Genomic DNA, 12,161 nt, shown 5'->3' with positions numbered 1-12,161 from the left:
GAAAACAATTAAGCATCTGTTTAAAAAAGATTTAATTTATTGCGATTAGTTACACTCAGGCTTTTTCTCTAATAAAAATTTCAACATTCTTTCTCAACTTTTTTTTATCTATCTAAGTAATCAGACCACTTTTTAATAAGCTTTTAAGCTGTGAACGGATAAAAACCTATGCAATAAGACTCAAAACCACTGCTTATTTGCTCTCCTTATACCGTTATTTCCCCACTGGCAACATTCTCTTTTAAGTATACGTACGTGCATAAAAATTGGTTTTGTGGCGATAAATAGCACAGGTAATGTATACGAGAAATTAATCGCCAGTTCGCTTTTACAAGCGAGCCTTTTTGAACTGGTAAATAAATGACAGAAGCAAAAAATGTACGTCACATATGGCATGCTTTCAAGATCAAACGGAGTAAAGAAATTTAACGACGGGAAGTAATGTATTTATATTGTTTTAACTGGGTAGTGTGGCACTAAACAAACTTACTGTTATTGGGCTAATAACCCCCTCCTCAAAAGCGATATGGTTTTTAATATCAAAAAGGCTGCATAAATAGCAGCCTTTAGATCTGTCTGTGCGTTCACTTAATGAAGCTTACTCAACGACCTGCCAATCAATTGTTGCACCAGCTTTAATCGGAACAACGTTTGTATCACCGAGTGGGTAAGATTCTGGTACCTGCCAAGGACTTTTTTCTAAAGTAATGGTATCTTGGTTTCGCGGCAACCCATAAAAATCAGGACCAAATAAGCTCGCAAAGCCTTCTAATTTGTCCAACGCACCTGCGTCTTCAAATGCCTCTGCATACAACTCAATTGCCGCATGTGCAGTATAGGCACCCGCACAACCACAAGCTGCTTCTTTTTTATCTTTGGCATGAGGCGCAGAGTCCGTACCTAAAAAGAACTTTTTACTACCACTTGTAGCAGCGTCGATTAATGCTTGCTGATGGGTATTGCGTTTTAAAATTGGCAAACAATAGTAGTGAGGTCTTATACCACCAGCCAGCATGTGATTGCGGTTGTATAAAAGGTGGTGGGCGGTGATCGTTGCAGCTACATTATCTGGAGCAGAGCGTACATACTCTACCGCATCTTTAGTCGTAATATGTTCAAGTACGATCTTTAATGTAGGGAATGCATCAACAACTTTGGCCAACTTAGTCTCAATAAATACCTTCTCTCTATCAAAAATATCAATCGATGAGTCGGTCACCTCTCCATGGATCAGTAGCAACATACCTACCTCTTGCATCGCTTCAAGCGCGGGATATACATTCTCAATATCCGTCACACCCGAATCAGAGTTCGTTGTCGCCCCTGCTGGATATAACTTTGCCGCGAATATATGACCACTTGCTTTTGCTTTTCTGATCTCTTCCGGTGTTGTTTTATCTGTCAAATACAGAACCATCAAAGGTTCAAAGCCTGCTTTAGGATTCGCAGCCATAATGCGGTCTTTATATGCAAGCGCAGCGTCTGTAGAAGTCGCAGGAGGTACAAGGTTAGGCATAATGATGGCGCGCCTCATATACCGACTTATATCACGTACTGTATCTTTAAGGACATCACCGTCTCTCAAATGTACGTGCCAATCATCTGGGCGAGTAATGGTAAGGGTCTGATTACTTGTCATTGCTAATTTCCACTGCTGAATTTGCCCGATCATAGGCCCTGTCAGGCGTTTAGTAAAGAGATTCACTTATTTTGTCAGCCATAACCTGTCCCAATTTGTCTAATGCGCTTACACACCAGCAGCCTTTGGATGTGTTTTAACTATCTGCTACTATTCACATTATTGAAAACCCATCCTCAACCGTCCCTTTATAATGGACAATTTGTGCTTTTTTTTTTACAGTGCCATATCTACTTTTTTACAACATAATTTGAGATTACATTGCTATGTAAGATAACGTACGTTCAATGTCCAACCGAGTATTGCCTATGCTGTTAGAAAAAAAATTAGAATCAAAAACAGAACAGTTGAGCATTATCAATCAGTTTTCCTCGTCTTTATTACAAATCACCCATTTAGAAGAACTTTTTGACTATGTCACCGCCCAAGTTGTGAAACGACTTGGATTTGTTGACTGTGTGATTTATTTAGCAGATCAGGATAATGCACGCTTAGAAGTCGTTGCAAGTATGGGAGTTGCTGAGAAAAGTGAGCGCTATGAAGTTGCCCAGAAGTCCATTCCTATTGAGGCTGGGATCACAGGGCATGTAGCGAGAACAAAAACCCCATTCATTTCCGGCGATTTGACTAAAGAGCCCATGTATATTGCAGACTCTCGTCCCGCTTTATCAGAGTTATGTGTCCCTTTAGTTTATAAAGAGCAACTTATAGGGGTAATTGATTGTGAGCACCCCGAACAAAACTATTTTACATCTAGCCACTTACAAATTTTGTCAACCGTGGCTCATCTGCTGAGTGCCAAAATACATCAGGTGCGCACAGTCGATCACCTTACCGCCACCGTCTCTCAGCTCAACGAGGCACAAATGATAGAAAAGTGTATATTGAAAATAGCCAATATCACCTATCACTCTCAAGAGCTCGATACGTTTTATGATGAACTATACAAAATCATTAATACTGTGCTGCCAGCGAACAATTGCTTTATTGGCATTTATGATACCAAGCAAGATGTTCTGGACATCGAATACTTAATTGAAGATGGTGATAAATGTTTTGCACAACAAAAAGTATCCAAGGCTCAGTTAAAAAATACCGCTTCATACTATGTCATAAGAACACAGTCCGCCTTGCTATGTGACCACCAGCAATTCCAACAACACATCAGTCAAGGTCACTTTGAAATGATTGGCCGTTCGCCACAAGCTTGGCTTGGTGTTCCGTTTGTCGTGAACGATCAATATCAAGGTGTCATCGTGCTGCAAAGCTATCAACACCAAGAAACCTTCAATCGACAACACTACACTATCCTCACTTATATCAGTAGACAAATTAGCATGGCCATTGACAGGCGACTTGCAAAACAAGCGTTAGAACACCGTGCACTGCACGATGACCTAACAGGCCTTGCCAACCGCTATTTGCTCATTGAGCGTATGAAACACGCTATCTTGTCGCTTGGCCGACAAACCAGCTCAAATATTCATTGCCTGATATACCTAGATTTGGATCGGTTTAAAAGCATTAATGATTCTTTGGGCCATGATGTGGGCGATAGATTTCTGATAGCCATCGTACAAGCATTGCAAACTTGTATTCGCAAAACAGACACATTTGCTAGGCTTGGCGGCGACGAATTTGCAATATTCATGGAGAATATTCAAGATGAGGAGCAAGTAGCCAAAGCTTTGGAGCGCTTAACGCAGGCCATTGCAAATCCCTTTGTGATCGACACCCATGTTTTGCAAGCATCCAGTAGTATTGGCGTGGCTTTCACAGAAGACGACTCCGATAACGCAATTACTTTATTACAACAAGCTGACGCGGCGATGTATGAAGCTAAATCGGCTGGGCGCAGCCAAATACGCTATTTTAATAATGCCATGCGCAGCAAGCTAAAACATCAAGCGGATATAGAAAATGATTTGCAGCATGGTATTTCCAATGGTGAATTTGAGCTGTTTTTTCAACCCATATTTACGCTTAACCAACCGCGTGTTATTAGCTTCGAAGCGCTAGTTCGATGGCATCACCCCACAAATGGTTTAGTTGCACCAGATAAATTTATTCCCATTGCAGAGAGCACAGGGCAGATTATCGAACTCGATAAGCACATTTTACATCTGGCAGCCACACAACTAGCAAGCTGGAAAAATCAAGGAATGCCCGACGTAAAAATTACCGTCAATGTCTCCTCGCGACATTTTGCCAGCCTCGAATTTATTGAAACTATTCACAACCTCTATAATGAGTACGACCTCAAAAAGGGCAGTCTTTGTCTAGAAATCACAGAATCAGGCTTAATTGAAAACTTAAGCCTTGCAACCAAGATAATTAATGGTATTACGCCTTTGGGCGTACAATTATACCTAGACGATTTTGGTACTGGTTACTCAGCACTAGGCTACCTGCATCAATTACCCATTCATGTCTTAAAAATAGATAAAAGCTTTGTAGAGCAACTTTCCACAAAAGACAGTCCGTTGATCGATGCCATTTTATCACTGGCTAAATCTCTGCAATTACAAGTTGTAGCAGAAGGAATAGAAACACCTAAGCAATGGGCGCGGTTAAAACGCAAAGGATGCCAGTTGGGACAAGGGTATTTAGTGTCAAAACCCATGCCAGGTGATAAAGCCATGGCATTTTTACAAGCGCAAACTAGTCAAATAACCTAAATAGTCGAATACACTGAGCCCCCATAACATGATTGGGTGTGCTCAGTGACTGCCTAATTAAGCGCGCTCTTCTTGTCGCTATTTTATCGCTTTAACCCGCTTTGCAAAGGCTGTCATGTTTCTTGCAACTTTCGCGTTTTTAGGCCCTCAGTCAAAAATCACGCTCAACAGCGAACTTGAGCTTACGTTGCTTACCAACCCGGGGAAAACCTAAATTATGAATAATGGCCATTATTTGAAACTCAATTAAGACATCTAAACGTCTAAAAGAAAGCTCCAACGGTGATTTTTCTCAACTGATGGATTCTCAAATTCAACATGAGCAAATTTAATTTGTATTTTTTTTAAAAAAAGTTAAATAAATAATGACAACGCTGTCAAAAATAGTGTTATAGTGATTTAGTGAAATTTTGAACAATCGCTGATGGAATTGTAGACGTCCAGACGTTGAATGCCCTGCTTGTACAGCGTAATATGGATGTAATCTGAGTTTTACTCACGTTTAGAATGAGATTTATTAATGATGATAGACATTAAGCACCTAAAAACCATTGCTACCCTGAAAGATACTGGATCACTGGTGAACACTGCACGTGAGTTATTTTTAACTCAGTCTGCTTTGTCTCATCAAATTAAAGATCTAGAAAACAAATTAGATTGCCAGTTATTTGAAAGAAAAACCCAGCCAGTTAGGTTTACACCACAAGGGATGCTGCTACTGGAACTTGCCAGTGAAGTATTACCTAAAGTTGAAGCCACAAAATGCCGTCTCAAAGAGAGCTTAAATCAGCCCATCTCACAATTAAAATTGAGTGTAGAGTGTCACGCATGTTTTCACTGGTTGTTACCAACAATTAAAGAATTCAATAATTTCTGGCCTGATATTCGAGTCGACTATGAACAAGGGTTTAGCTACGACGCAATACCTGAATTATTAAATGATGAGCTAGATATTGTGCTCACCTCAGATATTCGCGAACCAGATCAGCTTGAATACGCGCATGTTTTTGACTTTAAATTAAAGTTAATTGTTGCCCCTGATCATGAGCTTGCTAAAAAAGCCTACGTGACAGCACTAGATCTCAAAGATGAAACAATCATTTCATACCCGATCCCTAAAGAACGACAAGACATATTTAAGCACTTTATTCAAAACGCACGTTTTGATGGTACGCTAAAATCGGTTGATCAAGGTCTACTTATCTTTCAACTTGTGAGTGCAGGAATGGGCGTTGCCGCATTACCAGATTGGCTAGTCACACCGTATGAAAGCCAAGGGCTTATCAAATCGATTCCATTGGGAGCCCTTGGTCTAAGTCGACCTATGTACTTGGCAATGAAAAAGAGTATGAAAGATAACCCTGTATATCGACACTTTTTAAACACCTGCAAGCAATCTATTAGTCGTTAGGTTAAACTAGCTCTAACTCAATAGTTAGAGCTTACTATGTTTGAACTCAAAAAAATTATTGGTAGCCTAATCATGCCGCTACCAGCTTCACTGCTTGTTATTTTTTTATTGCTACTACTAATTTCAAAGACACATAAAAAAAGTTATGTATTGAGTGTCGTGATGGTCATGGCTTTATGGATGGTCAGCACTCCCTATATGGCAAATTTACTGATCACACCTCAAGAGCAGTCGATCCCGACGCTATCAGTAAAATCCCATCAACACGTTGACGCCATTGTTGTGCTTGGCGCAGGATTAGCCCCAAACGCTCAACTACCAGCAAACAAGCAGCTTTCAAGTACTGCACTGGCGCGGTTGGTTGAAGGGATCCGGCTTGCACATCTCTATCCTCATGCTGAGCTCATAGTGTCTGGTGCAGGCTTTAATCGCACCACCAGTAGCGCCTTAATGGCTCAAACTGCCAAAGCGCTGGGTATTAAAGCCGATCGCATCAGACAAAACCCCAAGGCAAGAGACACCGCAGATGAAGCCATGTTGTTGGCTCCACACTTAGTAGACAGCACTGTGATTCTTGTCACATCAACCAGCCATATGCGCCGAGCACAAGACTTATTCGCAGCACAAGGCATAGATACCATCCCTTCAGGGGTTGAAGTGTATAGTTTTTACAACACTCCCCCCTACCGACAATTTATTGCCTCCAGTAATACGCTTCAAGCCGTAACAACCTATGCACATGAAGAAATGGGTCTGCTTTGGATTGCACTGAGACGCAGTCTTGATAGTGAGGCTCTTTAGAGCAAATTGTAATAAAAACGCCAAAATTGCATAAAGTTACACCTAATGAAACTTGAATCTGTGCTTAAAAACGCAAAAAATTGAAAAATTGCTCAAAAATAGGTATAAATGGCGTTTATTCTTAACCTGCGTATCCACGTACAACACGACTGGGATCTACGATGAGTAAACTTGATAAGACTGAAGTTCTAAGCGCGTTTGAAGCTGCTTATGAAGCTGTGAATGGCAAAAAGCCTGAAATCACGACCAAACCAGGCTGGTACAGCATTGATGGTGGCAAAAATATGCGCCTAGCTGATGTCGCTGCACTAACCGAAGAGCTAACTTCAGGCTCTGCTGGTGCAAGCGAAGAAAAGCCAGTTCAAAAACCGGCTGCTAAAAAAGCGGCTAAAAAGCCTGCACCTGTTGCAAAAGCGAAAACTGCGGCCTTTACGGTTGTAAAAGCAAACGAAGAAGGCTTCAAAGCTGAAGAAGCTTGGATTGTAGAGCTTGCTGAGAAAGACCACGATTGTCGTCTTCCTCGTGGTGTTGTTTAAACACTAAAATATGCGGTGCCACATCATAACCATGTTGGCACCTCATTATTCTGCTTATTCTGACACTAAGGCACTAACAAAACGCTGCCTTATTACCTTGCCCCAATAATCATCTTCATACAAATCTTCGGTAAATGCTGAGCCCACAAACTTATTAATTGCGCTGCGCCAAAACATGGTTGCTTCATCCGCCCCCGCAATTTGCTTGATGGTCCAATCACCTGGAAAATATCGCCAAAGCGCGTGTGCAAAATGAGTCCCCAACTTTGCTTTTCGAAATACCGGTACAATATAAAACTCCGCAACTTCGTAATTGCCATCAGGTCCGCAATAAACGGCCGCGATACCGGCTGGCGTTCCTGATTCAATACAAATAAAAGCCGCAACGTTTTCGTCCGCTATGTCGGTATCCAACTCAAACATCCCATTTGGTAATGGCATTTTCTCTGTTAACTTGGAAAATTCAGCTTCATAAGCTTGCGCAAGATTAAAATAAACAGCTTGGTTTTCAGCTTCAATGGCAACCAGTTCCATTCCTCTTTTCCCATCGATTAAATTTGCCTAAGTCTATCGTGAAATTAGGTGAACATTATGGAGTAATCCCTTGGATTATCTATCCACACCTGTTTCATTGCACTGAACAACCTCCTCTTCTAACAATGCTTGATCCCGCCAACGCGACAGCACAGGGCAAGCAAGTACCTGCTCTACATATGTCCGTGCACAGGCGTTTAATTCAACATCATACGTATCAAATCGCAAACAAACAGGTGCAAACATCGCATCAACCATGGACCACTCGCCAAATAGCCACTCACCTTTTTGTCCATAGCGGTGCATTTGTTCCGTAAAAATTGTCTCGACTCGCTGAATGTCTTTACGTACTTGTGCATTGGCTTCAACATGACGTTTGGCTCTAATATTCATCGGCATCGCATTTTTCAATGCCCCAAAACCACTGTGCATCTCAGCGCATAAAGCACGTGCGCGCGCCCTCTCAGTCGCACTTTTCGGTAGCGCTGCACCAGATAGATAAGATTCATTGATATATTCTAAAATAGCAAGGGTCTCCCAGATCGTCACATCGCCATCGACTAACACAGGGACTTTCAGGGTGGGACTGATCCCTTCTAGCGTCTGATAAAACGACTCAGTGGCTAAATTTAGTTTTGTTTCCTCATAATCTAAACTGAATTTTTCCAGTAATAACCAGACTCTCAATGACCATGTCGAATAGTTTTTATTACCAATATATAACCGCATCATATCTCCCTAATTTTAATTTATATGTGTAATTACATTAATCCTAAGTTGTAATTCACACTAAAACTAACGGATAATTTAAATACAACACATCAAAATAATTGATATATGGACATAGAGGCACTTAAAAGCTTTCTCGCTTTTGTTGAAACTGGCAGCTTTAGCCGAACAGCCACCCAAATGCATAAAACCCAATCAGCGATCAGCATGCAAATGAAGAAGCTTCAGCAAGATGTCGGGCAAACATTATTTATCAAAGAGGGGCGTAACTTGCATTTAACCGCTGAGGGCATCGCGTTAGCTGGATACGCCAAGAAGATAATCCAGTTACAACAAAGTGCTTTAACTAATTTGCGCTCCGCGACGCCAAAAAAACTCCTACACCTTGGCTGCCCTGATGACTATGCAGAATCAGTCCTACCTGTCTTGATTCAATTGTTACATCAGCATATCGAGCACTTAGAATTGCACGTAACCTGTGCATCAAGTCCAAACCTGCTGTCACAACTAGATAGAGGGCTTATCGATATGGCTATTATTACCCGCAGCGCGGATTCTGAACAAGGCTATTTACTGTGTCAGGACAAAGGTGTTTGGGTTGGTGCAGAGTCAACTCAATTATTAGAACAGGCCAACCTCCCCCTAGCAGTGTTCCAAAAAGAATGCAGGTTTCACCAAGCTGCCACAGAAGGGCTAATGAAGCAAAATCGAGCTTTTCATGTCATTGCTTGCTCAGGCAGTGCCAGCACATTACGCGGGTTAGTCAAACACGACCTCGCTATCAGCGCTATGGCGAACCTGAGCCGTAACGCCCTGCCTATATTGCTTGATCCTAGGCTCCCATTACTACCAAATATAGAAATTGCATTAGTCAAACATTCAGGTACAAATGCGGCCTTCTCTGACACGCAACTTCAACAAGTATGTCTGCAATTTCAACACCAATTTCAGTGTTAAATGTTATCTCACGCACATTCTCACCAACCCTTACACTTTTTGACAACGGGGACACAGACTCTCACAAGGCTTGCCCCTAAACTGAGTCACAAGTTAACCAAATGGAATATGCGTAATGAAAACTTTATCTCTACTCTCACTTGTCCTTGCAGCAACAGCCTCGTTTTCGTCAATGGCGAATGTTGTTGATGAAAAACACAGAATTGGTGCACAACTCTCTGGTGGCTCAGCATCTTATAAAAGCTCTAGCCAAGATGGTGATGGCGTTGGTCAATTATATGTGTATTACAACTATCAGTTTGATCCAACTTGGGCGTTGGAAGTCGGTTTGAATGGCGGGAGTGACTCAGACAACTGGGAGTGTACTGATACGCAAAATAGAAAATTTACCTGTACTCAACTCAATAAAACACTCTTTGGGCTCGGTGCAAATGACATCGATTATGGCAACTTGATCGTCGCTGCAAAAGGCCAATACCAACTGACTAAGCAAAACTCTCTGTATGGTAAGCTTGGTGCCAACTTCTATGATTACGAAATTAATCGCGGTAGCACGACACTTGTTGAAGAAGATGGCGTTGGTTTTGTCGCTGAATTGGGCTGGCAATATGACTGGCAAAATGGCATGGCAATGAATATAAGCTACCAATACCTAGATATGGGAGATCTAGATGTTTCAAGCCTCGGTTTAGGTGTTAGCTACCGTTTCTAAGCGTCCGCTTGATACGGTATATAAATGGTAATCTCGACGCCACCCATAGAACTATGTGCTGCACTGATGTTACCACCATGTGCTTGGACGATCTGCTGACAGATCGCCAAGCCAAGTCCAGAGCCGCCATGATCTCGGCTGCGGGACCCTTCACATCGATATAATCGCTCAAATATTTTCTCGAGATCCTCGGTTGCCACACCGGGAAAGGAGTCTTGCGTCGAAATCATTACCCCTTTTTTGTTCATTTTTAAAGTCACCACAGTTTGACCATCAACACTGGTATAAAAGTGGCTATTTCTCAATAAGTTAAATATGACCTGCCGGATCCGCGCTGCATCTAAGTCAAACAAGGTATTATCGACCTCTTCAGCATAAGTTAAAGATTGCTGCTTGGTGGCATACATTGGCTGAAACTCTTCAACAATTTCTTTTAGTAATATACTCACATCAACGGGCTGCTTATCGAGCACCATGGCATCATTGTCAAATTGCGCTGATTGGTAAATATCTTTGATGAGGTTATCTAAATGGCTAATCTTTTTCTGAATTTTTATAAAGCCCTTAACCGGATCAGGTTCAATATTGTGCTGCATCGCTTCCACTGTCAGTTTAAGTGCAGCCAAAGGCGTACGCAATTCATGGGACACATCTGCCAGTAAACGATTCTTCTGAGCTAAAGACTGCGCCATCATATCCGCTTCGAGCTCAACAAACTGCTGTTTTTGCACCTGCCGCTTATAAATGTAAATACCTATCGCCATAAAACATAACAACAAAGACGCCCCCATTCCCCGTTGCAACTTTAAATTTTCTAAGGTGGCTTGTGCGAGAGCTTGCTCATTTTGAATCAACTTTAATGCTTGCTCTTGACGAATAAACTCAACGTTTTGTTGCATGGTTAACGCTTGCTGTTTATCTAAATCATGATACAGCTGGGTTCGAGCTTCTATAAATGACTCTAAACTTTGCACCGCCAATTTATACTGCCCTAATTGTTCTAATGCCTGCGCTTGATATTTATGTAAAGTCGCCCGATAGGAAGTGCCAATGTCAGGTAAAGCTAATACCCACTCAATTTCAGACAACGCGGATTCATACTGCGATTGTGCAAGCCAAATCTCAATCATCACTATTCTGACGGTATGCTCCGTTCTTTTAGCCTTTGCTTCTAACGCTAATGTCAATGCTTCTTGTGCGACAGCCAAAGCTTGCGTTAAAGCCTTTTGAGCAACATAAATATTGGCCAATATACTCAACTGCCAAGCTAAATCACTATTTGCACCGCTTGCACGTGACAACTCAATACCGGCTTGGCTGTGTGATAATGCCTGTGCAATATCTCCTAACTTTAAATATACTTGACTGAGCTTACCATGACTATTTGCTATGTGGATCGGATCCCCCAACGCTTTATCAACTTCCAAAGCCTGCTTAAAGTGCTGCAAGGCTTGTTGAAACTTTTCCAAATCACGATAAATTTCACCAATGTTATATAACGAATTCGAAATACCCTGCTGATTTTGTAACTGCCGCTGAATATTCAGAGACTTTTCATGAAAGCGCAGCGCCAGCTGCAAGCTTCCCATATAATCATAAATTACCCCAAGTTGGTTATAATAAGTCGCTAATCGCGCCTTATCCTCTATTGGCGCCACCAATGAGATAGCATCTTTTATTACCTGTTCAGCTTCACTGTAATTCGCTTGATAGCGTAATGCCCACGCCAAAGAGTGCAGAATATCACTGCGTAGCGTCACATGTTCTTTAGGCACAAGATCACGCGCTTGTTCTAGTAACAATAAACCAACACTGATGTCATTTTTCTTCAGTGCCAATTGTGCTTGGAGTAATTTGATTTGTGCAGGCGCATCTTCAAATGCCCCCATGACAGGTAGATATGACTCTAATTGGTATAAATGCTGTTCGGCTTCTTCAAAGTAACCCAGTCTCGTTTTCGCTTTAACTTCTATGACTTTGAGTTCAAACCAGAAACGAGAACTCGGCTGAGGGTGTAAGAACAATTGATTTAATTCTTCCACTTTACCTAAAGTGAGTTTGGGGTTTTGCTCAAGCGAGATGGAAAGTTGAGTTAATGATGTTTGTACCTGCTCATCAGCGCCATAGCTGAGCGGTATCCACATTAAGACTATCAGCAAAAAAA

Annotated in this window: 10 protein-coding genes; 6 read left to right on the top strand and 4 right to left on the bottom strand. The window is 41.7% G+C overall.

Annotated features, from left to right (window positions below; all coding sequences use genetic code 11):
* Nucleotides 1-598: 598 nt before the first annotated feature.
* Nucleotides 599-1,639, bottom strand: coding sequence for a dihydroorotase (gene pyrC / locus JF50_RS05410; RefSeq protein ID WP_039608833.1), 1,041 nt, complete (start codon nt 1,637-1,639; stop codon nt 599-601).
* Nucleotides 1,640-1,947: 308 nt separating this feature from the next.
* On the opposite strand from pyrC, the gene JF50_RS05405 reads away from it, so the two are divergent.
* From JF50_RS05405 to JF50_RS05390, 4 genes are all read left to right on the top strand, one after another.
* Nucleotides 1,948-4,317 (top strand): EAL domain-containing protein, encoded by a 2,370-nt coding sequence (locus JF50_RS05405; RefSeq protein ID WP_039608441.1) that lies wholly within the window; start codon nt 1,948-1,950, stop codon nt 4,315-4,317.
* Nucleotides 4,318-4,840: 523 nt separating this feature from the next.
* Complete coding sequence (locus tag JF50_RS05400) at nt 4,841-5,728, top strand: LysR substrate-binding domain-containing protein (RefSeq protein WP_039608832.1); 888 nt, start codon at nt 4,841-4,843, stop codon at nt 5,726-5,728.
* A 36-nt stretch (nt 5,729-5,764) separates the two neighbouring features.
* Complete coding sequence (locus tag JF50_RS05395) at nt 5,765-6,529, top strand: YdcF family protein (protein ID WP_039608440.1); 765 nt, start codon at nt 5,765-5,767, stop codon at nt 6,527-6,529.
* Nucleotides 6,530-6,690: 161 nt separating this feature from the next.
* A complete protein-coding gene (locus JF50_RS05390) occupies nt 6,691-7,065 on the top strand; it encodes a hypothetical protein (protein WP_039608439.1) in 375 nt (124 codons plus the stop codon).
* Between the two features lie 54 nt (nt 7,066-7,119).
* On the opposite strand, the gene JF50_RS05385 is transcribed toward JF50_RS05390, so the two are convergent.
* Both JF50_RS05385 and JF50_RS05380 read right to left on the bottom strand, forming a co-directional pair.
* Entirely contained in the window at nt 7,120-7,599 is a 480-nt protein-coding gene (locus JF50_RS05385; protein ID WP_039608438.1) for a GNAT family N-acetyltransferase, read from the bottom strand.
* Nucleotides 7,600-7,674: 75 nt separating this feature from the next.
* Entirely contained in the window at nt 7,675-8,328 is a 654-nt protein-coding gene (locus tag JF50_RS05380) for a glutathione S-transferase family protein (protein ID WP_039608437.1), read from the bottom strand.
* Nucleotides 8,329-8,436: 108 nt separating this feature from the next.
* On the opposite strand from JF50_RS05380, the gene JF50_RS05375 reads away from it, so the two are divergent.
* Entirely contained in the window at nt 8,437-9,285 is an 849-nt protein-coding gene (locus JF50_RS05375) for a LysR family transcriptional regulator (RefSeq protein WP_039608436.1), read from the top strand.
* 115 nt (nt 9,286-9,400) lie between these two features.
* Nucleotides 9,401-9,997, top strand: a complete 597-nt coding sequence (locus JF50_RS05370) for a porin family protein (RefSeq protein ID WP_039608435.1) — start codon at nt 9,401-9,403, stop codon at nt 9,995-9,997.
* Here the strand turns inward: JF50_RS05370 and JF50_RS05365 are convergent.
* Complete coding sequence (locus JF50_RS05365) at nt 9,994-12,156, bottom strand: tetratricopeptide repeat protein (protein WP_152614461.1); 2,163 nt, start codon at nt 12,154-12,156, stop codon at nt 9,994-9,996. The two genes, JF50_RS05370 and JF50_RS05365, sit on opposite strands and share 4 nt — an antisense overlap.
* Nucleotides 12,157-12,161: the final 5 nt, after the last annotated feature.

It is taken from the genome of Pseudoalteromonas luteoviolacea, assembly GCF_000814765.1.
Lineage (GTDB): Bacteria > Pseudomonadota > Gammaproteobacteria > Enterobacterales > Alteromonadaceae > Pseudoalteromonas > Pseudoalteromonas luteoviolacea_H.
The sequence above is the reverse complement of the archived record's forward strand: the minus strand, read 5'-3'. Positions and strand labels throughout refer to the sequence as shown.

Excerpts from the sequence above, each read along its gene's own strand:
- pyrC (WP_039608833.1), bottom strand. The coding sequence starts at position 1,639 with ATGACAAGTAATCAGACCCTTACCATTACTCGCCCAGATGATTGGCAC.
- JF50_RS05405 (WP_039608441.1), top strand. The coding sequence starts at position 1,948 with ATGCTGTTAGAAAAAAAATTAGAATCAAAAACAGAACAGTTGAGCATT.
- JF50_RS05400 (WP_039608832.1), top strand. The coding sequence starts at position 4,841 with ATGATAGACATTAAGCACCTAAAAACCATTGCTACCCTGAAAGATACT.
- JF50_RS05395 (WP_039608440.1), top strand. The coding sequence starts at position 5,765 with ATGTTTGAACTCAAAAAAATTATTGGTAGCCTAATCATGCCGCTACCA.
- JF50_RS05390 (WP_039608439.1), top strand. The coding sequence starts at position 6,691 with ATGAGTAAACTTGATAAGACTGAAGTTCTAAGCGCGTTTGAAGCTGCT.
- JF50_RS05385 (WP_039608438.1), bottom strand. The coding sequence starts at position 7,599 with ATGGAACTGGTTGCCATTGAAGCTGAAAACCAAGCTGTTTATTTTAAT.
- JF50_RS05380 (WP_039608437.1), bottom strand. The coding sequence starts at position 8,328 with ATGCGGTTATATATTGGTAATAAAAACTATTCGACATGGTCATTGAGA.
- JF50_RS05375 (WP_039608436.1), top strand. The coding sequence starts at position 8,437 with ATGGACATAGAGGCACTTAAAAGCTTTCTCGCTTTTGTTGAAACTGGC.
- JF50_RS05370 (WP_039608435.1), top strand. The coding sequence starts at position 9,401 with ATGAAAACTTTATCTCTACTCTCACTTGTCCTTGCAGCAACAGCCTCG.